This is a genomic window from Polaromonas sp. (assembly GCF_029945895.1).
Classification (GTDB): domain Bacteria; phylum Pseudomonadota; class Gammaproteobacteria; order Burkholderiales; family Burkholderiaceae_C; genus Polaromonas.
Genome location: NZ_JAQSDL010000092.1, coordinates 69,846 through 90,796 on the forward strand (window position 1 = coordinate 69,846; position 20,951 = coordinate 90,796).

23 protein-coding genes are annotated in these 20,951 nt (G+C 65.2%); 14 read left to right on the forward strand and 9 right to left on the reverse strand.

Annotated features, from left to right (window positions below; genetic code table 11):
- Window positions 1-50: 50 nt before the first annotated feature.
- The 3 genes from PSV33_RS13685 to PSV33_RS13695 all read right to left on the reverse strand — a co-directional run bounded on the left by PSV33_RS13685 (window position 51) and on the right by PSV33_RS13695 (window position 4,129).
- On the reverse strand, window positions 51-1,256 hold the full coding sequence (locus PSV33_RS13685; RefSeq protein ID WP_300562686.1) for an MFS transporter: 1,206 nt from the start codon (window positions 1,254-1,256) through the stop codon (window positions 51-53).
- A 13-nt stretch (window positions 1,257-1,269) separates the two neighbouring features.
- The gene (aroC, locus tag PSV33_RS13690; protein ID WP_300562688.1) at window positions 1,270-2,364 is read right to left on the reverse strand and encodes a chorismate synthase; all 1,095 of its coding nucleotides are present in this window, start codon (window positions 2,362-2,364) and stop codon (window positions 1,270-1,272) included.
- A 67-nt stretch (window positions 2,365-2,431) separates the two neighbouring features.
- A complete protein-coding gene (locus PSV33_RS13695; RefSeq protein ID WP_300562690.1) occupies window positions 2,432-4,129 on the reverse strand; it encodes an ATP-binding protein in 1,698 nt (565 codons plus the stop codon).
- Window positions 4,130-4,307: 178 nt separating this feature from the next.
- Between PSV33_RS13695 and PSV33_RS13700 the strand changes: the two genes are divergently transcribed.
- On the forward strand, window positions 4,308-4,472 hold the full coding sequence (locus tag PSV33_RS13700) for a hypothetical protein (RefSeq protein WP_366945602.1): 165 nt from the start codon (window positions 4,308-4,310) through the stop codon (window positions 4,470-4,472).
- 157 nt (window positions 4,473-4,629) lie between these two features.
- Here the strand turns inward: PSV33_RS13700 and PSV33_RS13705 are convergent, their stop codons facing one another.
- Window positions 4,630-5,094, reverse strand: a complete 465-nt coding sequence (locus tag PSV33_RS13705) for a CBS domain-containing protein (protein ID WP_300516340.1) — start codon at window positions 5,092-5,094, stop codon at window positions 4,630-4,632.
- 169 nt (window positions 5,095-5,263) lie between these two features.
- On the opposite strand from PSV33_RS13705, the gene PSV33_RS13710 reads away from it, so the two are divergent.
- The 6 genes from PSV33_RS13710 (at window position 5,264) to PSV33_RS13735 (ending at window position 11,011) form a co-directional block, all read left to right on the forward strand.
- Complete coding sequence (locus PSV33_RS13710; RefSeq protein ID WP_300562692.1) at window positions 5,264-6,562, forward strand: O-acetylhomoserine aminocarboxypropyltransferase; 1,299 nt, start codon at window positions 5,264-5,266, stop codon at window positions 6,560-6,562.
- On the forward strand, window positions 6,559-7,380 hold the full coding sequence (locus tag PSV33_RS13715; protein ID WP_300562694.1) for an alpha/beta hydrolase: 822 nt from the start codon (window positions 6,559-6,561) through the stop codon (window positions 7,378-7,380). The genes PSV33_RS13710 and PSV33_RS13715 overlap by 4 nt, the downstream gene beginning before the upstream one ends.
- Window positions 7,381-7,544: 164 nt before the next feature.
- Window positions 7,545-7,868 (forward strand): high-potential iron-sulfur protein, encoded by a 324-nt coding sequence (locus PSV33_RS13720; protein WP_300562696.1) that lies wholly within the window; start codon window positions 7,545-7,547, stop codon window positions 7,866-7,868.
- Window positions 7,869-8,038: 170 nt separating this feature from the next.
- Entirely contained in the window at window positions 8,039-8,176 is a 138-nt protein-coding gene (locus tag PSV33_RS13725; RefSeq protein ID WP_300562697.1) for a hypothetical protein, read from the forward strand.
- Entirely contained in the window at window positions 8,173-9,657 is a 1,485-nt protein-coding gene (locus PSV33_RS13730; protein ID WP_300562699.1) for a phospholipase D-like domain-containing protein, read from the forward strand. Before PSV33_RS13725 ends, PSV33_RS13730 begins: the two co-directional genes overlap by 4 nt.
- Before the next feature lie 37 nt (window positions 9,658-9,694).
- A complete protein-coding gene (locus PSV33_RS13735; protein ID WP_300562701.1) occupies window positions 9,695-11,011 on the forward strand; it encodes a cytochrome P450 in 1,317 nt (438 codons plus the stop codon).
- Here PSV33_RS13735 and PSV33_RS13740 read toward each other — a convergent pair.
- Entirely contained in the window at window positions 11,003-11,371 is a 369-nt protein-coding gene (locus PSV33_RS13740) for a thioredoxin family protein (RefSeq protein WP_300562703.1), read from the reverse strand. The two genes, PSV33_RS13735 and PSV33_RS13740, sit on opposite strands and share 9 nt — an antisense overlap.
- A 62-nt stretch (window positions 11,372-11,433) precedes the next feature.
- On the opposite strand from PSV33_RS13740, the gene PSV33_RS13745 reads away from it, so the two are divergent.
- On the forward strand, window positions 11,434-11,787 hold the full coding sequence (locus tag PSV33_RS13745; RefSeq protein WP_300562704.1) for an Mpo1-like protein: 354 nt from the start codon (window positions 11,434-11,436) through the stop codon (window positions 11,785-11,787).
- On the forward strand, window positions 11,787-12,518 hold the full coding sequence (locus PSV33_RS13750; protein ID WP_300562706.1) for a ribonuclease activity regulator RraA: 732 nt from the start codon (window positions 11,787-11,789) through the stop codon (window positions 12,516-12,518). The genes PSV33_RS13745 and PSV33_RS13750 overlap by 1 nt, the downstream gene beginning before the upstream one ends.
- Window positions 12,519-12,552: 34 nt before the next feature.
- On the opposite strand, the gene PSV33_RS13755 is transcribed toward PSV33_RS13750, so the two are convergent.
- Complete coding sequence (locus PSV33_RS13755) at window positions 12,553-13,767, reverse strand: YihY family inner membrane protein (protein ID WP_300562708.1); 1,215 nt, start codon at window positions 13,765-13,767, stop codon at window positions 12,553-12,555.
- A 33-nt stretch (window positions 13,768-13,800) separates the two neighbouring features.
- Between PSV33_RS13755 and PSV33_RS13760 the strand changes: the two genes are divergently transcribed.
- The 5 genes from PSV33_RS13760 (at window position 13,801) to xth (ending at window position 17,793) form a co-directional block, all read left to right on the forward strand.
- A complete protein-coding gene (locus tag PSV33_RS13760) occupies window positions 13,801-14,187 on the forward strand; it encodes a DUF2069 domain-containing protein (RefSeq protein WP_300516361.1) in 387 nt (128 codons plus the stop codon).
- Window positions 14,188-14,194: 7 nt separating this feature from the next.
- Window positions 14,195-15,607, forward strand: a complete 1,413-nt coding sequence (locus tag PSV33_RS13765) for an FAD-binding oxidoreductase (RefSeq protein ID WP_300562710.1) — start codon at window positions 14,195-14,197, stop codon at window positions 15,605-15,607.
- A gap of 62 nt (window positions 15,608-15,669) precedes the next feature.
- Window positions 15,670-16,500: a thymidylate synthase gene (locus tag PSV33_RS13770; protein ID WP_300562712.1), complete on the forward strand. Its 831-nt coding sequence runs from the start codon at window positions 15,670-15,672 to the stop codon at window positions 16,498-16,500.
- A gap of 25 nt (window positions 16,501-16,525) precedes the next feature.
- Window positions 16,526-17,014 carry a dihydrofolate reductase gene (locus PSV33_RS13775; RefSeq protein ID WP_300562714.1) on the forward strand — a complete coding sequence of 163 codons (489 nt, stop codon included), beginning with the start codon at window positions 16,526-16,528 and terminating at the stop codon, window positions 17,012-17,014.
- Complete coding sequence (gene xth, locus PSV33_RS13780; protein ID WP_300562716.1) at window positions 17,011-17,793, forward strand: exodeoxyribonuclease III; 783 nt, start codon at window positions 17,011-17,013, stop codon at window positions 17,791-17,793. Before PSV33_RS13775 ends, xth begins: the two co-directional genes overlap by 4 nt.
- A 77-nt stretch (window positions 17,794-17,870) precedes the next feature.
- Here the strand turns inward: xth and PSV33_RS13785 are convergent, their stop codons facing one another.
- The 3 genes from PSV33_RS13785 to glnL form a co-directional block, all read right to left on the reverse strand.
- Complete coding sequence (locus PSV33_RS13785; protein ID WP_300562718.1) at window positions 17,871-18,107, reverse strand: HNH endonuclease signature motif containing protein; 237 nt, start codon at window positions 18,105-18,107, stop codon at window positions 17,871-17,873.
- 144 nt (window positions 18,108-18,251) lie between these two features.
- Window positions 18,252-19,799, reverse strand: a complete 1,548-nt coding sequence (gene ntrC, locus PSV33_RS13790; protein ID WP_300562720.1) for a nitrogen regulation protein NR(I) — start codon at window positions 19,797-19,799, stop codon at window positions 18,252-18,254.
- A gap of 48 nt (window positions 19,800-19,847) precedes the next feature.
- Complete coding sequence (glnL, locus tag PSV33_RS13795) at window positions 19,848-20,936, reverse strand: nitrogen regulation protein NR(II) (RefSeq protein WP_300562722.1); 1,089 nt, start codon at window positions 20,934-20,936, stop codon at window positions 19,848-19,850.
- Between the last annotated feature and the right edge of the window lie 15 nt (window positions 20,937-20,951).

The following is a 20,951-nucleotide window of genomic DNA, read 5'->3' on the forward strand; positions in this document are numbered from 1 at the left end:
CCCGTGGGAAAAGGGCTAGAGGCCTGAAACACTTGTAGGCTTGCCGCTTGTCAGGGCGCGGCAGCGTCCAGACTGCGCTGCACGCGCCAGGCCTGGTAGGCACACGCCGTCGCAACCAGACTCGCGGCCAGGCAGGCCCAGTACACACTGACCAGCCCGAAGGCCGAACTGAGCAAGCCACCGGCCAGGCCACCCAGCACACCCGGCAGGCCATACGCCACCACCACGTACAGCGCCTGCCCGCGGCCGCGCAACCGTCCGGGGAAATGGTGCGACAGCAGCGCAATGCAGACGGTGTGGTGCGTCGCAAAGGTCAACGCGTGCAGCGCCTGGGCGAACAGCATGAGCAGCAACACACCGGGCCAGGCAGCGGTGATGCCCATGCGCAGCGCCATGGAGGCAGAACACACCATCAGCCAGCCGGTCAGGCTCAGCCGCGGCAGCCAGCGACCCTGGGTATAGAACCAGCCGATTTCCACCACCACCGAAAACGCCCACAACACACCGATCATGGTTTTGCTGTAACCATTGGCGTCGAGGTAGAGCGAGAAGAAAACGTAAATGCTGATGTGCGCCAGCACATGAAAAAACGCCGAGGCAAAAAACCACACCACCGCGCGCTGGCGAAAAATCGGCCACACCGGCAACTTCAGGTCGTGGGCACTGACCGCCTCCTTCAGGTCCGGCAGCAGCCAGACACTGACCGTCACGGCCAGCAGCGACAGAAAGGTCCAGGCCGGGAAGTGTTTCATGCCGAAGATCTCGAACCAGCTGCCCGCGGCAAACACCGTGAACAGAAAGCCCAGCGAGCCCCACAGGCGCACGCGGCCGTAACGCCGCGCATCAAAGGCGCCGCCCTGGCTGATCAGGTGCGCCATGGCGGCTTCGCTCATGGGCATCATGGAACTCGTGTGGGTGAACATCACCAGCAGCACCGCCGTGAGCCACCAGACGCCGTAAGTGGATTCAAAGTCCAGCCACAGGCCGAGGGAAGAGATCAGCGCCACCGTGGCGCCGTAACGCAGCAGCTTGACGCGCTCCCCGGTGTGGTCGCTCAGCGCACCCCAGCCGTAGGGCGCAAACAGGCGCGTGGCGGCCTGCACCGAGGTCAGCAGGCTGATCGCCAGGATGCTGAAGCCCAGCTCCTTGAGCCACAGCGGCAGATAGGGGTTGAAAAACCCGATGTGCGCAAAATAACTGGCCGACAGCGCCGCAAACGGCACCAGCTGGCGGCGCCTGGCCGCAGCTTCAGGCATGGTCAGGACCTGTTCACACGGAACCCTTGATCGCCTGCATGGGCGGCACCACGTCGCCGCATTGCGCGCGCTGGCGCAGGGCGTGTTCCATCACCACCAGCGCCAGCATGGCCTCGGCAATCGGCGTGGCGCGTATGCCCACACAGGGGTCGTGCCGGCCCTTGGTGCTGACCGAGGTCGGCTGGCCGGCCATGTCAATGGACTCGCGCGGCGTGAGGATGGAACTGGTCGGTTTGATCGCAATCGACACCTCCAGGTCCTGCCCGGTGCTGATGCCACCCAGCACACCGCCCGCGTTGTTGGACTTGAAGCCCGCGGGCGACAGCGAGTCGCCATGCAAGCTGCCGCGCTGCGTGACGCTGGCAAAACCGGCGCCGATTTCCACACCCTTGACCGCGTTGATGCCCATCATGGCAAAAGCGATGTCGGCGTCGAGCTTGTCGAACAGCGGCTCACCCAGGCCCACCGGCACACCGCTGGCCGTCACACGGATGCGCGCGCCACAGGAGTCGCCGGCCTTGCGCAGCGTGTCCATGTAGGTCTCCAGCCTGGTCACGTCGGCCACCGGCGCAAAAAACGGGTTGTTCGGCACGTGCTCCCAGGCCTCAAAAGGAATCGTGATATCGCCGATCTGCGTCATGCAGCCACGGAAGGTGGTGCCGTACTTTTCGAGCAGCCACTTCTTGGCGACCGCACCGGCCGCCACCATGGGCGCCGTCAGCCGGGCCGAGGCCCGGCCGCCGCCGCGCGGGTCGCGAATGCCGTACTTCTGCAAATAGCTGTAGTCCGCATGGCCGGGACGGAAGGTGTCCAGGATGTTGCCGTAGTCCTTGCTGCGCTGGTCGGTGTTTTTGATCAAGAGGCAGATCGGCGTGCCGGTGGTCTTGCCCTCGTACACGCCGGAAAGAATCTCCACCACGTCCGGCTCGTTGCGCTGCGTCACGTATTTGCTGGTGCCGGGCCGGCGCCGGTCCAGGTCGCCCTGGATGTCCGCCTCGCTCAGGGCCATGCCGGGCGGACAGCCGTCAATCACACAGCCAATGGCCGGGCCGTGGGATTCACCGAAGTTGGTGACTGCGAATAAGGTGCCGAAGGTGTTGCCGCTCATGGGGGGAATTATCCCAGATGGGCCTGGTGCCCGCCTCAATCACCGACGGCCGCATCACCCCCGGCCTTCAGCGGCCTTGAACAGGCAACGCAAAATGAAACACCGCCCCCTGGTCCACCTTGCCTTCCGCCCACACCCTTCCGCCGTGCCGCGTGACCACGCGACGCACGGAGGCCAGACCGACGCCAGTGCCTTCGAACTCCTGGTCGGTGTGCAGCCGCTCAAACACTTCGAAGAGTTTGTCGTAGTGCGCCATGTCGAACCCGGCGCCGTTGTCACGCACGGTGTAGACGGCTTCCGCGCCCTCGACGCGTCCACTGACCTCGATCTGCGGATGGGCTGTCAGGCTGCTGTACTTCACCGCGTTGGACAGCAGGTTCACCCACACCTGTCGAAGCAAGCCCGGGTCGGCAGGCGCCGACGGCAGCAAACCGAGCTGGATGACAGGTTTGGGGACGCCCGGGCCGCTGACCGGCAGGTCGGCAACCACCTGCGCGGCCAGGGCGTTCATGTCAACCTCGGTTTTCTGGACATCCTGCAGGCTGAGCCGGGAAAACGACAGCAGGTCGTCAATCAGCCTGGCCATGCTTTTGACCCGGGCGCCGATGACGGACAGATAGTGCAGGCCTTTTTCGTCCAGGCGGTCGGCGTAATTTTTCACCAGCAGGCCCGCATAACCGCCAATGATGCTCAACGGGGAACGCAGGTCATGCGAGGCCGCCGAGGTGAAACTCTCCAGGCTCTTGTTGGTGGCCTCCAGCTCGTCGGCACGCAGCTTCAGGGCGGAATGAAGGTCGGCAATCACCTTTTCCAGTTCCTTCTTCTCGGTGATGTCCTCGGAGATGCCCAGCACATGGGTGGGCTCGGCGGCTTCGCCAAAAACCGGCACCTTGCGTGTGTGCAGCAGGCGCAAGCCTTTGCTTTGCGAGAAAAACCGGTCTTCCGGAATCTCCTCAATGAGGCCGCTGGCCAGCACCCGGTGGTCCTGGGCGGTAAACCGGTCGGCTTCCTCCTGGCTAAAAAGATCGTGGACGGATTTTCCCACCATGTCCTCGCGCGCGATGCCTGTCAGCTGCTCCTCCGCGGAGTTGACACGCACATAACGAAGCTGGGCAGCATCCTTGATGAATACCGGCGTCGGAATGTGCTCGATCATCGAGTCGAGAAAACGGTTGGCCTCCAGCACCTCGGCCGTGCGTTCGCGCAACTGCTGGCGGCTTTCATGGAGTTCGTTGTTGCGCTGCATGGCCGCGTCGTAGGTGGACATCAGCAGGTTCAGTATCTGGGTGCGGCTGGCGCTGATCTGGTGCCGCTCGCCATGGAAAAAAATCTCGGCCGGCGGTCCGTCTTCCGTCATGTGGGCGACGTCGCGGTTGCTCAGGGCGTGCTCCACCCGCGCCAGCATGTGGCTTCGCTCATAGGGCTTGATGACGAAGCTGTCGGCACCACACTGCAGGCCGAGCAAGACCTCGTTGGGGTCGGACAGGCTGGTGACGAGAATCACCGGGACCGGGGAAAGCCCGGGGCCGGCCTTGATCTGCCGGCACAGCTCATAACCGCTCATTTCGGGAATGGCCACCCCGCTGATGATGAGCGCGGGGCGAATCGCTCTCGTCATTTCGAGCGCGGCCACGCCGTTGTCGGCGGTGCTGACCTGGTAACCCTCTTCTTCGAGGATATGGTGCAGCATCAAGGCCTGCGCCGTGATGTTTTCAACGATCAGGATATGTCGGGGCGAGGCGCCACCGGATTGCACAGTAGCCATGTCTTTTTTCTTCCCTTCAAGTGTCAGCCGAATAGCTCCACTTTTGCTTATGGAATAGATAGTACTGGTTAAGTGGTTCCAGTGGGAAGCGCCCGGCCTTTTCAGTCCACCGGGCATGCCCCAAGCCCTGGTTCACGGCGACGTGAACCAGGCCAACGCGATCCGCCGCCCCGTACGGATGACCGGGCTCCGTCGGCCGGACGGTGGTGGCGCAGGACCTGCGCAGCAGCATTCGCCCCGGACGGGTGTGGGGTACCACGGCGTGTTCAGCGGCCGCAAGTGGAATACGCAGATTTACCCGCGAGTGCGGGAGATGATTGACGCCGGCACGGGATGCTCTTGAAGCAAAATATGCATCCAGCCCTTTACAGGTGGGCGGTAACAGCTATGGTATTGGTAGCAACAGGCATTGCACCCATGGCCGGTTGGCGGCTTTCACCGCTGGCCTGCCGGGGGAGGCGGGCGTCTGGCCCACCCGTCAAGGCTCATCCCGGCCCGCGTCAGAGAAGGGGTGCCTGGTTCGGCTCTTCCTCGGCCGGCCAATCGCGAATGTAGGCCTTGAGCATCTTGTTCTCGAAGTTCTGGCCATCGACCACCGCTTTGGCCACGTCGTAAAACGAGATCACGCCTTCGAGGACCTTCTTGTTGAGCACCGGCATGTAGCGCGCGTGGCGGCCCAGCATCATGCGGCGGACTTCATCGATTTCGGTGTCGGGTGTGCAGGTCAGCGGCGCATCGTCCATGGCGGTGCGCACCAGCGTGCTGCCGATCTCACCGCCGTTTTTGACAATGCACAGAATCACTTCCCGGAAGGTCAGCATGCCGACCAGGTCGCCGTGCTCCATGACGACGAGCGAGCCGATGTCTTTTTCCGCCATGATCTGGGTCGCCTTGGACAGCGGCTCATCGGGCTGGACGGTATAAAGCGTGTTGCCTTTGACGCGCAGGATATCAAGGACTCTCATGGGGCACTCCTTCAGGAATTTGTCTCGGCAGTCTGCAGGTTCTTCCCCGGTGCCGGCCGGCGGAAATTTCAGTTCAAATATAGCCCACAATCTGTTCGCAAGCCACCTCAAGTTGTTTCAGGCTGACCGCCGTTTTTTACCGATCCTTCCGCTTTTTTCTGGAGACACCATGTCTGGCTACTCTGACCCGGGCTTTGACACGCTGGCCCTGCATGCCGGCGCCGCGCCCGACCCGACCACCGGCGCGCGCGCCGTGCCGATTCACCTGACCACCTCGTTCGTCTTCGAATCCAGCGACCACGCCGCCAGCCTGTTCAACCTGGAGCGTGCCGGCCACGTCTACTCACGCATCAGCAACCCGACCAACGCGGTGCTGGAGCAGCGCGTGGCCGCGCTGGAAGGCGGCATAGGCGCCATCAGCACGGCCAGCGGCCAGGCGGCGCTGCACCTGAGCATTGCGACGCTGATGGGCGCGGGCTCGCACATCGTTGCCTCTACCGCGCTTTACGGTGGCAGCCAGAACCTGCTGCACTACACGATGCGGCGTTTCGGCATTGAAACGACGTTTGTCAAACCCGGCGATATCGACGGCTGGCGCGCGGCGGTGAGACCCAACACCAAGCTGTTTTTCGGTGAAACCGTGGGCAACCCGGGCCTGGACGTGCTGGACATGCCCACCGTGTCAAACATTGCACACGAAGCCGGCGTGCCGCTGCTGGTGGACTCGACGCTGACCTCCCCCTGGCTGATCAAGCCTTTCGACCATGGCGCCGACCTGGTCTACCACTCGGCCACCAAGTTCCTGAGCGGCCACGGCACGGTGATTGGCGGGATTGTGGTGGACGGCGGCAGCTTCGACTGGGAAAAATCGGGCAAATTCGCCGAACTGACCGAGGCCTACGATGGCTTTCACAACATGGTGTTCAGCGAGGAAAGCACCGTCGGCGCCTTTTTGCTGCGCGCGCGGCGCGAAGGCCTGCGCGACTTCGGCGCCTGCATGAGCCCGCACACCGCCTGGCTGATCCTGCAGGGCATCGAAACCCTGCCGCTGCGCATGGCGCGGCACATGTCCAACACCGAGAAGGTCGTGGCCTTCCTGGCCAGCCACCCGCTCGTTTCGCGCGTCGGCCATCCGATGCTGGAGACCCACCCCAGCCACGCGCTGGCCAAAAAGCTGCTGCCGCGCGGCGCCGGCTCGGTGTTCAGCTTCGACATCCGGGGCAACCGTGAGCAGGGCAAGGCCTTCATCGAAACCCTCAAGGTGTTCAGCCACCTGGCCAATGTGGGCGACTGCCGCAGCCTGGTGATTCACCCGGCCAGCACCACGCATTTCCGCATGACCGACGAGGCGCTGGCGGGCGCCGGCATCACGCAGGGCACGATCCGGCTCTCGATCGGCCTGGAAGACCCGGATGACCTGATCGACGACCTCAAGCGCGCACTCAAGGCTGCGGAGAAAGCAGCATGATCCTCAACGTCAACGGCCACACCACCTACTGCTACACCGGCGGTAAACCCTTCGATGCCGCCAAACCCACGGTGGTTTTCATCCACGGCGTGCTCAACGACCACAGTGTCTGGATTTTGCAAAGCCGCTACCTGGCCCACCATGGCTGGAACGTGCTGGCGGTGGATCTTCCGGGCCACTGCAAGAGCGACGGAGATGCACCCGCCAGCGTGGAAGAAGCCGCAGACTTCATCGCCGCCCTGCTAGCCGCGGCCGGCGTGCAGCGGGCCGCCCTGATCGGCCACAGCTGGGGTTCGCTGATTGCGCTGGAGGCCGCCGCCCGGCTCAAGGAGCGGGTGAGCCACCTGGTGCTGGTCGGTATTGCCTACCCGATGAAGGTGTCCCCAGCCCTGCTGGAGGCCGCCCTGAACGAGCCGATGAAGGCGCTCACCATGATCAATGTTTTTTCGCGCAGCACCCTGGCCGCACCACCGTCAGCGCTGGGCCCGGGCACCTGGGTCTATGGCGCCAGCATGGCGCTGGGGCGGCGCGTGCTGGCGAGCAACACCAAAGTCAATGTCTTTCACCGCGGCTTCAAGGCCTGCGACAGTTATGCCAACGGCGACAACGCCATCACGCAGATCGCCTGCCCGGTGCTGTTCCTGCTCGGTGCGCAGGACCAGATGACCCAGGCCAAAGCCGCGCAGCCGTTGATCGACAAGGCGCGGGCCAACGGCAAAACCGTGCAGGTCGCCAACCTGCCGGTCGGCCACCACCAGATGACCGAGGCGCCGGAAGAAACATTGTTTGCGATGCGGGATTTCCTGAACATCAGGTGAGCCAGGGGGCAGGACGCGGTGGCTGCGCCCCCCCCGTGGCCGCACCGGCGTCGGGGGGATGTCCGATGAACGCACTCAACTGTTGATTCGCGTCAAGTTCCAGGCGGAACCGGCCGCTACAGTGGCTGTGCCATCACGCATAACCCACTACATCCACGATTGCCATGACTTCCACCTCACGCCGCACTTTTGTCATTCACGCCCTCACCGCCAGCGGAGCGCTGGCGGCCAGCAGCCTGGCGCTGTCCCAGACGGCGGCCGCGCCCATGGTCCAGGACACCGACGCCAACGCTGTCGCCCTGGGCTACAAGGCCGACGGCAGCAAGACCGACACCAAGAAATACCCGAAGTACGCCGCCGGCCAGAACTGCGCCAACTGCGCGCTCTTCCAGGGCAAGGCGGCTGACACGGCCGCACCCTGCCCCCTGTTCGCCGGCAAGCGGGTCGCGGCCAAGGGCTGGTGCAGCGCCTGGGCGAAAAAAGCCTGATTCCCGGCCGGGTGCCATGCGCTGTGCCGTCCGGCGCGCGGGTTTCAGGCCGCAGGTGCCCGGCACCGGCCCGGATTCGGGCGGCGCAGTAGCGGCCGGGACCTGACGCTCTCGCGGCCCCGGAAGAACCGCGCCCTGTCGCTGCCTGAACGGGCCGCTACCATGGGGGCATGACCGATCACCTCTCCCCGTTTCCGCACACCCCGCACCAGCGCGGCCAGCGCGGCCAGCGCGGCCAGCGCGGCCTGCGCGGACCCGGTGCCCCGGCCTGCCCCGTCCGGCCACCGGCCCTGGCGGGCGGCGCATGAACCTGCCGAGTTGGCTGCCGGGCGTCCTGCGAGAGGGCCTGAGCCTGGTGCCCGTGCTCGCCACCTTGCTGCATCTGGCGCTCGCGCTGGCGGTGACCCTGCACGCGCTGCTGACCCGGCGCCATGTATCAACCACCGTCGCCTGGATCGGGCTGGCGTGGCTGGCACCGGTGGTGGGGCCACTGCTTTACCTGGTGCTCGGCGTCAACCGCATCCAGCGCGCCGGCGTGGCGCTGGGCATGAAGGAGGCCTGGCAACGCGAACACCAGCGCGCGCACGGCGGCGCGCCTGCCATCGGCAGCGCCGCCGGGCCCGATGCGCCCTGCACCCCTGCGCTGGCCGGCATCAACCGCCTGGCCCGGCAGACCACCGGCAACGCCCTGCTGGCCGGCAACGCCGTGACGCCGCTGATTGACGGCGACCAGGCCTACCCCGCGATGCTGGCAGCCATCGCCGGCGCCCGCCGGTCGATCACGCTGGCCACCTATATCTTTGACCTCGACGCGGTCGGCAGCGCCTTTGCCGATGCCCTGGTGCAGGCCAGCGAGCGCGGCGTGGCGGTGCGCGTGCTGGTCGATGCCGTGGGCGGGCGCTACAGCCGCACCCGCATGGTGGCGCACCTGCGCGCACGCGGCGTCACGGCTGCGGCGTTTTTGCCGCCACGTTTTCCCGGTCTGCTGGCCTATGCCAATTTGCGCAACCACCGCAAGATCATGGTGGTCGACGGTGCGCTGGGTTTCACCGGCGGCATGAACATCCGCGCCGGGCACCAGCTGGCCCTGCAGACCGCCCATCCTGTGCGCTGCCTGCACTTTGCGGTGCGGGGGCCGGTGGTGGCCGACATGCAGCGCGCTTTTTCCATCGACTGGGCCTTCAGCACCGGCGAGGCCCTGCTCGGTGACACCTGGTTTGACGCGGGACAGGCTTGCGGGCCGGTGCTGGCGCGCGGCGTGTCCGACGGCCCCGATGGCGACATCGACCACATGCGGCTCGTGCTGCTGGGCGCGCTGGCCAGCGCGCAGCGGCGCGTTTGCATCATGACGCCTTACTTCCTGCCCGACGAAGTCTTGCTGACGACGCTGCAGATCACCGCGCTGCGCGGAGTGGCGGTGGACATCGTGCTGCCGGCGCGCAGTAATCTGCCGCTGATGGACTGGGCGATGCGGCCGCAACTGGGCGGCCTGCTGCATGCGGGGTGCCGTGTTCACCTGTCACCGCCGCCGTTTGACCACTCCAAGCTGTTTCTGGTGGACGATGACTGGTCACTGATCGGTTCAACCAACTGGGACGCGCGCAGCCTGCGGCTGAACTTCGAATACAACCTGGAATGCCACGACGCCGGGCTGGTCAAGCAGCTGGACGTGCTGGTGCACCAGCGTCTGGCGCAGGCCCGTGCGCTTGACGTGGCGCTGCTGGACCGTCAGCCACTGGCCGGCCAGCTGCGCGACCGGCTGACGGGCCTGCTGTCGCCCTACCTCTGACCCGGGTCACCCCGCCGCTGCGTGCAAAATCGGAAATATGCAACCCATGACCACCATCACCCCGCCGATGTCACCGGCACGCGCACGGGAGATTGCTGCCAGCTTCGACCTGCGCGCCCTGCCCGCCGACTTCTACGCCAACCCCTACCCGGTCTACGCGCTGCTGCGCGAGACCGCGCCGGTGCGGCGCATGCCCGACGGCTCGTATTTCCTCACGCGTTACGCCGACCTGGTGGCGGTCTACCGCGATGCGCAGACCTTCAGTTCGGACAAGAAGGTGGAGTTCACGCCCAAGTATGGCGGCCCCTTCGGTAGCGACGGCAAAGTCCCGCCGCTGCTGGAGCACCACACCACCAGCCTGGTGTTCAACGACCCGCCGCTGCACACACGGGTGCGCAAGCTCATCATGGGCGCCCTCACGCGGCGGGCCATCACCGACATGGAGCCGGGGCTGGTCACCCTGGTGGACAGCCTGCTCGATGCCATCGAGGCCAGGGGCGGCGGCGACCTGATCGAGGACTTTGCCTCGGCGATTCCGGTCGAGATCATCGGCAACCTGCTGGGCGTGCCGCATGCCGACCGCGGCCCGCTGCGCGACTGGTCGCTGACCATTCTGGGCGCGCTCGAACCCAAACTCACACCCGAACAGGAAGCGCTGGGCAACCACAGCGTCAGCGAGTTCACGGCTTACTTGCAGACGCTGGTGGCCGAACGGCGGAGGCGCCCCGGCGATCCGGAGCACGATGTGCTCACGCGCCTGATCCAGGGCGAGGAAGCCGGTGAAAAGCTGAGCGAGACCGAGTTGCTGCAAAACTGCGTTTTCATTCTCAACGCCGGCCACGAAACCACCACCAACCTGATCGGCAACGCCCTGGTCGCCCTGCAGGAGTGGCCAGCCGCCCGGGAACACTTGCTATCAAAAGTGAAGCTGCCTGCGCAGAGCCCACAAGGGCTGGAGCCCGATTTGGCTGTGGAGATTGACGAGTTCCTGCGTTTTGAGTCGTCCAACCAGCTCGGCAACCGCCGCGCGCTCAAGGCCTGCCAGGTCGGCGGCGTGGACCTGCCCGAAGGCGCGCTGCTCACGCTGTGCATAGGCGCGGCGAACCGCGACCCGGCGCAATTTGAGCACCCCGAACAACTCGACCTGACGCGCGAAAACAACCGGCACCTGGCCTTTGGTTTCGGCATCCACCAGTGCGCCGGCCTGAGTCTGGCGCGGCTCGAAGGCCGCATCGCTGTCGGGCGCTTTCTGCAGCGTTTTCCCGACTATCGCCTCACCGCTGCGCCAACCCGCGGCGGGCGCGCACGTTTCCGCGGCTTTCTGAACGCGCCGTTTGCCGCGGGTTCAAGCTGAGCTGAGGCGCCGGTGCAGCGCCTGCACCAGATCCGTCAGCGCCGGATCGGCCGAACCTGCGAGTCCGGCCTTGTTGTCCAGCGACCCCAGCAGGCGCGACAACGTTCCGGCATGCGGCAACAGGGGCCCGGCGAAGCGAAGCACCGGGCCATCGGCAATCAGCAGCGTCGGAAAAGTCTCGATGTCGAGCTCGCCCACCAGGTCGGCCTCCTCTTCGATGTCCAGCCAGAGAAAATGCATGCCGGGGTGCGCCGCGACCACCTGGTCAAACACCGGCCGGTAATCCCGGCAGGTGCCGCACCAGCCGGCACAAAGACAGGCGACCCAGCGCCCGTCGGGAAAGTGCAAAGAAGGAGGCATGCCGGCCATTGTGCGCGAGCGTCGTTATCATGGCGCAACAAGGACTATTCCGGAGACACGCCATGGACACCGCCACCCGCCCTGCTGCAGCCGCTGCAGCCGATGCAGCCGACGCCAGAACATTTCAGAGCTTCGCCGCTTTTTATCCGTTTTACCTGAGCGAGCACAGCAACCGCACCTGCCGCCGCCTGCACTTTGCCGGCTCCAGCCTCTCGCTGCTGTGCCTGGCCACGTTGCTCGCCACACGCAACCCGTGGTGGCTGCTGGCCGGCCTGCTGTGCGGCTACGGTTTTGCCTGGGTCGGTCACTTCGTGTTCGAGAAAAACAAACCCGCGTCCTTCAAGCGCCCGCTCTACAGCTTCATGGGCGACTGGGTGATGTACAAGGACATCTGGACTGGCAAGGTCAAGATCTGATGAACACCAACCAGGGCATCCCCATGCAGCTCGACACCCGGGCGGTGGACATTCTTTCCGGCATCACCACCGCCACCCTGACCACGCTGCTGCTGAAAAAAGGCCTGCGCAACGTCTGGTTGCGCGGCGCCCGGCCACTGCGCACCGGCCAGCCGCGTTTGGTGGGCCGCGCGTTCACCTTGCGTTTTGTGCCGGCGCGTGAAGACCTGGCGACGCCGGAGTCGTGGTCCTCGCCAATTTCCACACGTGCGGCCATCGAGGACATGCCGGCGGGCTGCATCGCCGTGGTGGACGCGATGGGTGTCAGCGACGCCGGGATTTTTGGCGACATCCTGTGCGCCCGCATGCAAAAGCGCGGCGTGACGGCGCTGGTGACCGACGGCGTGGTGCGCGACCAGGCGGGGGTGCTGGGCACCGGCCTGCCGGTCTGGTGCAGCGGCGCCGCCGCGCCGCCTTCGGTGGCGGGCCTGACCTTTGTGGACTGGCAGCGTCCGATCGCCTGCGGTGGCGTGGCGGTGTTTCCGGGCGATGTGATCGTGGCCGATGACGACGGCGCGGTGCTGATCCCGGCGGCACTGCTGGAGGACATGCTGCAGCTGGCGCCCGAGCAGGAGCGGCTTGAGTCCTGGATCATGAGCGAGGTGGACAAGGGTGCCGCCCTGCCCGGCCTGTACCCGCCCAACGCCGAGAACAGGGCGCGTTACGAGGCGACAAAAAAAACCGGCCCGTGAGCGCCTGCGGCTGATGTCCGCAGCGCTATCATTTTCATAACACGTCGCGCAGGCGCAGCGCCGAGAAGCGACCGTTTTCCCATAAGTTTTGCATGGAAGGGTCCTGACTGAGCAGCAATTGCGCCAGCAGCGGCTCCAGCGCGGTGGAGGCCGGATCGGCGAGCAGCAGGTAGCGCGCCTCGTGTTCGTCCTCCGGGTCGGTCAGCTGGCCTATCCAGTCCAGCGCCATCAGGGTCTCGAGCACGGGTTCAAGCTGCAAGGCATCGACCTGCAGCGCCCGCGCCAGCTCCGAGCCTTCCAGCCCGATACGCGCGGTCCCGCGCGCCCGGTGCAGTTGCTGCAGCAGTTCCACCGCCAGCTGAAACTGCCAGCCGTGCGCGCTGCCGCGGCGCGCCACGCCGGCCAGCAGGCTGGGCAGGTAGGCGGCAATCACCGCGCCCATGAGCACAATGATCCAGGCCACGTAAATCCAGACCAGCAGAATCGGCAAGGTGGCAAAGGCGCCATAGACCAGCGAATAGGTTGGCACGTTGCTGAGGTACAGGCCCAGCACTTTTTTGGCCAGCTCGATGCCGGCCGCGACAAACATGCCGCCGGCCCAGGCGTGGCCCCAGCGCACAAAGGTGTTGGGCACATAGTGGTACAGGGCCGCCATGCCGCCGGCCAGCAGAAAAAACTGCAGCACATCCAGCAGCACGCGCAGCCCGCCGGGCATGTCGCCCACCACGCCGCGCGAGCCGGAGATGACGTAGGACGTCACCGCCAGGCTGGCACCCAGCACCAGCGGGCCCAGCGTGATGGCGGCCCAGTAAATCAGCACGCGCTGCGCCAGCGGGCGTGGCTTTTTCACGCGCCAGATGCCGTTAAGCGTGCGGTCTATGGTCAGGATCAGGGCAATCGCCGTGACCAGCAGCACCGCCAGACCGGCGACACCGAGCTTGTTGGCCTGTTTGGCGAACTGCGTCAGGTAACCGAGCACCTGGCGCGAGATGTTGTCGGGGATCAGGCTGTTGACCAGCCACACCTGCAGCGCGCCCTGCAGCTTGGAAAACATCGGAAAGGCAGTGAAGATGGCCAGCGCCACCGTGAAAAAAGGCACCAGCGCGATGCTGGTGGTGAAGGTCAGGCTGCTGGCCGTCAGGCCCATGTGGTCGTCTCGAAAACGCTGGCGCAGCGTGATGGCGGTGTCGCGCCACGGAAAGCGCGACAGGTCCGTCAATAACTGCTGCAGGGACTGCTGGAATGTCATCCCCGGTATCATGCCATCGACACAAGCATCAACATGACCCTCAACAAAACAACACAGATTGACGCCACGCGCTGGCTCGCCGTGGGCAGCCTGGCCGCCCTGATCATTCTCGGCCTGGCCTGGGAGATGTGGCTGGCGCCGCTGCGGCCGGGCGGCTCACTGCTGGCCCTGAAGGTGCTGCCGCTGTGTATTCCGCTGGCCGGCCTGCTGAAAAACCGCATGTACACCTACCGCTGGCTCAGCCTGATGGTCTGGCTGTATTTCACCGAAGGCGCGGTGCGCGCCTGGAGCGACAAGCCGCCCGGCAACTACCTGGCCATGGCCGAAGTCGTGCTGTGCCTGCTGCTGTTCACCGCCTGCGCCCTCCATGTGCGCATCCGCCTGAAAAATGGCGTCAAAACCATCCAACCGGCTGCCTGAAAAACCTATGGACAAGATTCTCGATGCCTTGCGCGCCATCGTCGGCGACGCCCACGTGTTGACCGGGGGCGACCTCTCCGCCTGGGAGCTGGACTGGCGCAAACGCACACGCGGCAAAGCCCTGGCCGTGGTTCGCCCCGCCGACACGGCGCAGGTGGCAGCCGTCGTCAGCGCCTGCGCAGCGGCCGGCGTGTCCATGGTGCCGCAGGGCGGCAACACCGGCCTGGTCGGCGGCTCGACACCCGACGCTTCCGGCCGACAGGTGGTGCTGAGCCTGCAGCGCCTGAACGCGGTGCGCGCCATCGACAGCGCCAACCTGACCATGACGGTCGAGGCCGGCTGCATCCTGCAGACCCTGCAGGAAACCGCCGAAAAAGCCGGCTTCCTGTTTCCGCTGAGCCTGGCCGCCGAAGGCAGCTGCACGATTGGCGGCAACCTCGGCAGCAATGCCGGCGGCACGCAGGTCGTGCGTTACGGCAATGCGCGCGACCTCTGCCTCGGGCTGGAGGTCGTCACCGCGCAGGGCGAGGTCTGGGAAGGCCTCTCAGGCCTGCGCAAGGACAACACCGGCTACGACCTGCGCGACCTGTTCATCGGCAGCGAAGGCACGCTGGGCATCATCACGGCCGCGACCATGAAGCTTTACCCCCTGCCGGCCGCACAGCTCACTGCCTGGGCCGCCGTGCCGTCGATGGAAGACGCCGTCACCCTGCTCGGGCTGGCGCACCGCCACCTGGGCGCGGGTCTGACGGGTTTTGAAGTCATGGGCCAGTTTGCGCTGGGCCTGGTGGCCAGACACTTTCCGCAACAGCGGGTACCCTTGTACGCAGAAACGCCTTTTTGCGTGCTGCTCGAAAACTCCGACCACGAGTCGGAAAGCCACGCCCGGGAACAGTTTGAACGCCTGCTGGAGACAGCCATGGAAGAAGGCTGCGTCACCGATGCCGTGGTCGCTGAAAACCTGCAGCAGGCGCACCAGCTCTGGCACATCCGTGAAAGCATCCCGCTGGCACAGGCCGAGGAAGGCCTGAACATCAAGCACGACATCTCGGTGCCGGTCTCGCTGATTCCCGAGTTTGTGCGCGTGACCGACGCGTTGCTGGTCAAAGCCATCCCGGGCGTGCGCCTGGTCAACTTCGGCCACCTCGGCGACGGCAACCTGCACTACAACGTGCAGGCTCCAGCCGAAGGTGACGCGGCCGCCTTCCTGCGCGATCAGGAAGAAAACGTCAATGCCCTGGTCTACGACTCGGTGCAGGTTTTCGGCGGCTCGATCTCGGCCGAACACGGCGTCGGCAGCCTCAAACTCGACAAGCTGGAAAAGCACAAATCGCCGGTGGCGCTGGGCCTGATGCGGGCCATCAAGCGAGGTCTGGACCCCGAGAACCTGATGAACCCCGGGCGGGTGCTGCGGGCATAATCAAAAGCTGCACGGCGGCCTTGCCGCCTCCTTTTTCCGGCTCCAGCCGACAGGTTGCCTCCATGACACGCCCTATCCGCTCCCAGTACGAACATTTCATGCGCCATGTGGACACCCACGGCGTGTTCAAGGCCGACCGCACCGGCACCGGCACCAAAAGCGTGTTCGGCTACCAGATGCGTTTTGACCTCAACGAAGGCTTCCCGCTGGTGACGACCAAAAAGGTCCATCTCAAGTCCATCGTGCACGAGCTGCTGTGGTTTCTGAAGGGTTCGAGCGACAACAACTGGCTGAAAGAACGCGGCGTCACCATCTGGGACGAGTGGGCGCGCGAAGACGGCAGCCTGGGTCCGGTCTATGGCGTGCAGTGGCGCAGCTGGCCGACGCCGGACGGCGGCCACATCGACCAGATTGCCGAAGTCATCCAGACCCTGAAGACCAACCCGGATTCGCGCCGCATCATCGTCAGCGCCTGGAACGTGGCCGAGCTCTCGAAAATGGCGCTGATGCCCTGCCATGCGTTTTTCCAGTTCTACGTGGCACCAACCACCGAGCCGGGCGGCAGGGGCAAACTCAGCTGCCAGCTCTACCAGCGCAGCGCAGACATTTTTCTCGGCGTGCCTTTCAACATCGCCAGCTACGCCCTGCTCACCCACATGGTGGCGCAGCAGTGCGACCTCGACGTCGGCGACTTCATCTGGACCGGCGGCGACTGCCACATCTACAGCAACCACGCCGACCAGGTAGTGCTGCAGCTGGGTCGCGCGCCCTTCCCCTACCCGACGCTCAACATCAAGCGCAAGCCGGCGTCGATCTTCGACTACGCGTTCGACGACTTCGAGTTCCTCGAATACGAACACCATCCGGCGATCAAGGCGCCGGTCGCCGTGTAGTCTGCGGAACCGCCTGAAGCCTGACATGTCCCGCATCAACCTCATCTACGCCCGCGCGGCCAACGGCGTCATCGGCAAGGACGGCGCCATGCCCTGGCATCTGCCGGAAGACCTGGCGCACTTCAAGCAGTTGACCCAGGGCTGCCCGGTCATCATGGGCCGCAAGACCTGGGACTCGCTGCCACCGAAATTCCGCCCGCTGCCCGGGCGGACCAACATCGTGATCACGCGGCAGGCGGACTGGCAGGCCGAAGGCGCGCAGCGCGCTGGCAGCCTGGAAGAAGCCTTGCAGCTGGCCGGCCCGGCGCCGGAGGTCTGGGTCATCGGTGGGGCGCAGATTTACGCGCAGGCCGAGCCGCTGGCCAGCCGCATCGAGGTCACCGAAATTGCGCAGGATTTTGAAGGTGACGCCCATGCGCCCGTGCTGAACGACACGTGGCGTGAAACCAGCCGCAGCGCCGACCTCGCCAGGAACGGCCTCCCCTACAGTTTTGTCACGCTGGAACGCCCATGAAAATCGCGACCTGGAATGTCAACTCGCTGGCGGTGCGCCTGCCGCAGGTGCTCGACTGGCTGGCCGCCAACCCGGTCGATGCCTTGTGCCTGCAGGAACTCAAGCTCAGCGACGACAAGTTTCCGCTGGAGGCTTTGGCGGCCGCCGGTTACCAGTGCGCCGTCTTCGGACAGAAAACCTACAACGGCGTGGCCATCCTGAGCCGCACGCCACCGCGCGACATCGTCAAAAACATCAACGGCTTCAGCGACGAACAGTCGCGCGTGATTGCCGCGACGCTGGACACGCCGCAGGGCGAGCTGCGGCTGGTCAATGGGTATTTCGTCAATGGCCAGGCGCCCGGCACCGACAAGTTCGAGTACAAGATGCGCTGGCTGGACGGCCTGCGCAGCTGGCTCCAGACAGAACTCGCGGCCCATCCCAAGCTGGTGCTGGTGGGTGACTTCAACATCACGATGGACGACCGCGACACCTACGACGCCGAGGGTCTGCGCGAAACCATCCACCACACGAGCGAAGAGCGCGAGCACCTGAAAGCGTTGCTGGCGCTGGGCCTGCACGATGCGTTCCGCCTGTTTGAACAGCCGGAGAAAAGTTACTCGTGGTGGGACTACCGCGAGTTCGCCTTCCGCCGCAACCGCGGCCTGCGCATTGACTACATCCTGGTCAGCGACACACTCAAGCCTGCGGTGAAAAGCTGCGTGATCGACAAGCTGCCGCGCAAGAACGAGCGGCCCAGCGATCACGTGCCGGTTGTCGCACACCTCGATTTGCTATAGATAACAGAGCTGCTTGCGCAAGCCCCATAAGGGCTGGAGGCCTATTTCATTCATAGACTTCGGGCCACGCGCCCCGGTCACTCGACCGACTCTACGATCACCCCTTTGGCATGGCGCTGCCCGTTGCAGACCTCGTGGCTGATGGCCAGATTCTCCGCGTGGCTGTTGCCACCCTCGCTGAGGGGCCGGATGTGCTCCAGCGTGGCCGCCGCGGGGAGCACATGTTCGCCGCAGACCCAGCAGGGCACCTGCCCATGCAGCTGTCGCGCCACGGTTTTGTAGATCTTGTCGCGGGTGAGGGATAAGCGGCTCATGGCTGAACTTTAACCTCCGAAATCCAGCAACAGCCGAGGCTCACTCTGTGCAAGCCGGGGCCGCGGGTCCGGCTTTGCCGGCCCGCAGGCGCAGCGGCGCCCTCGGGGGGCAGCGACTACACGCAGTGAGGAGCGTGGGGGCCTTTATTCAAGATTGAGCTCCTGAATCTTGCGCGTGATGGTGTTGCGCCCTATGCCCAGCTTCTGCGCGGCTTCGATGCGGCGGCCGCGCGTGTTGAGCAGCGCTGTCTGGATCAGCTTGGACTCGAAGCGCCGGGTCAGCACATCCCACACGTCGCTGCGACCGGTCGCCAGCAAGGCCATGGCTTCGGCCTCGAGCCCGGTTTCCCAGGTGCCGCCGCTGGCCGCCGGCACGGGTTGGCCGGCAGCCTCCGTGGGTGGCACTGCGGCGCCGGCATGCGACACGTCGGGCGCGGCTGCCCGCGCCAACTCGGCTGGCACGGACAGGGGCCGCTGCGGCGCCGTGCCGCCTTCGACGGGCACCGGCGCCCGGCCCGGCTCGGGCACGGCGCCCAGCACCTCGGGCGGCAGGTCCTTGGCTTCGATCACCTGGGCCGGCGCCATCACGGTCAGCCAGTGGCAGATGTTCTCGAGCTGACGCACATTGCCAGGAAAACTGAAGGTGCTCAACTGCTGCAGGGCCGCATCGGAAATGCGCTTGGGCTCCACGCCGAGCTGCTTGGCGCTTTGCTGCAGGAAGTGGCGCGTCAGCATGAACACGTCTTCGCGCCGCTCGCGCAGCGCCGGCAGGCGCAGGCGGATCACGTTGAGGCGGTGGAACAGGTCTTCCCGGAAGCCCCCTTCCTTGACGCGCTGCTCCAGATCCTGGTGCGTCGCGGCGATCACGCGCACATTGGTCTTGACCGCGTTGTGGCCGCCGACGCGGTAGAAGTTGCCGTCGCTGAGCACACGCAGCAGCCGCGTCTGCAGGTCAAACGGCATGTCGCCGATCTCGTCGAGGAACAGCGTGCCGCCGTCGGCCTGCTCGAAGCGGCCGCGGCGCATGGTCTGCGCGCCGGTGAAGGCCCCGCGCTCATGGCCGAACAGCTCGGACTCGAGCAGGTCTTTCGGAATCGCGGCCGTGTTGATGGCCACAAAAGGCCCGTTGGCTCGCGGCGAATGTTTGTGCAGCGCGCGCGCCACCAGCTCCTTGCCGGAGCCGGACTCGCCGGTGATCATCACCGTCACCATGCTCTGGCTCAACCGGCCGATCGCGCGGAACACGTCCTGCATGGCCGGCGCCTGGCCCAGCATTTCGGGGGTGGCGGCCATGCGTTCTTCGGCCACTTCCTCGCGCTGGCTTTCTTCCACCGCGCGGCGTATCAGCTCGACCGCCTTGGGCAAATCAAACGGTTTGGGCAGGTATTCAAAAGCGCCGCCCTGGAAGGCCGACACGGCGCTGTCCAGGTCAGAAAATGCCGTCATGATAATGACCGGCAGACCGGGCAGTTTTGCCTTGACCTTCTCAAGCAGGTCCAGGCCCGAACCGCCGGGCATGCGGATGTCGCTGACCAGAATCTGCGGGCCGTCTTCCTCGGTGGCGGTCTCCAGCGCGTTGAGCACTTCACGCGGGTTGGTGAAACTGCGCGTCGGCAGGCCTTCACGCAGCAGGGCTTTTTCCAGCACAAACCGGATGGACTGGTCATCGTCCACAATCCAGATCGGTTTCATGTTCTTGTCCCTTTGGTACTACCGGTTATCTGTGGAAGACAACGGAGTTCAAGGCAGAGGTATCAGCAACTTGAAATCCGTGCGGCCGGGGACGCTCTCGCACTCGATCAAGCCGTGATGTTGCTGAACAAAGGTTTGCGCCAATGTCAGCCCCAGTCCGGAGCCGCCTTCGCGCCCCGAGATCAGGGGATAGAAGATACGGTCCTTGATGGAGTCCGGAACACCCGGTCCATTGTCGATAACATGCAATTCCAGTGCCAAGCGATAGCGCTGTTTGCCAAAAGTTACCTGTCGGGCAATTCTTGTCCTGAAAGTGATCTGCGCATCCCCCGCAGCCACCCGGTCAGCGAGCGCCTGCGCGGCGTTGTGGGCGATGTTGAGCACCGCCTGGATCAGTTGCTCACGGTCACCGCGAAAGTCGGGAATCGAGATGTCATAGTCGCGCATGACGCGCAGCCCGCGCGGAAACTCCGCCAAAATCAGCGAGCGGACCCGTTCGCACACCTCGTGGATGTTGACGTCACCCACCAGATGCGGTCGGCGGTGCGGCGCCAGCAGCCGGTCCACCAGGGACTGCAGGCGGTCGGCCTCATGGATGATGACCTGGGTGTATTCGGTCAGCTCCTTGTCGATCTCCATCTGCAGCAGTTGCGCCGCGCCGCGGATCCCGCCCAGCGGGTTCTTGATCTCATGCGCGAGGTTGCGGATCAGCTCCTTGTTGGCCTGCGCCTGGTCGATCAGGCGCTCCTCGCGGTCCTGCTTGGCCTGTTGCTCCAGCGGCAGCAGTTCCACGATGGCCTCGCCCGGTGTGTCGGTCTGCGCCACCACCACGTGCACGGGCATGGGTTCGCGGTTCAGCGGCTTGAGCCAGGCGTCGTAACGGAGCGCGGCAAATTCATTGCTGCCAGCGCCTTCGAGTGCGTTGTGCAGGATGACCGGCTCGGTGAAGCAGTCGGGAAGCTGGGAGCCTTCGATGGTGCGGCGCGAGGTGCCCAGCGCATCTTCGAGGGCCGCGTTGGCAAACACCACCACGCCGTCGGTGCGCACGACAGCCACCAGTGTGGCCAGCAGGTCAAAGGACTGGAAACGGGGGATGGCCGGAGCGGCGGTGGGCGCAGAAAGAGTGGGCTTTTTCAAGCCTTCTATTCTGAC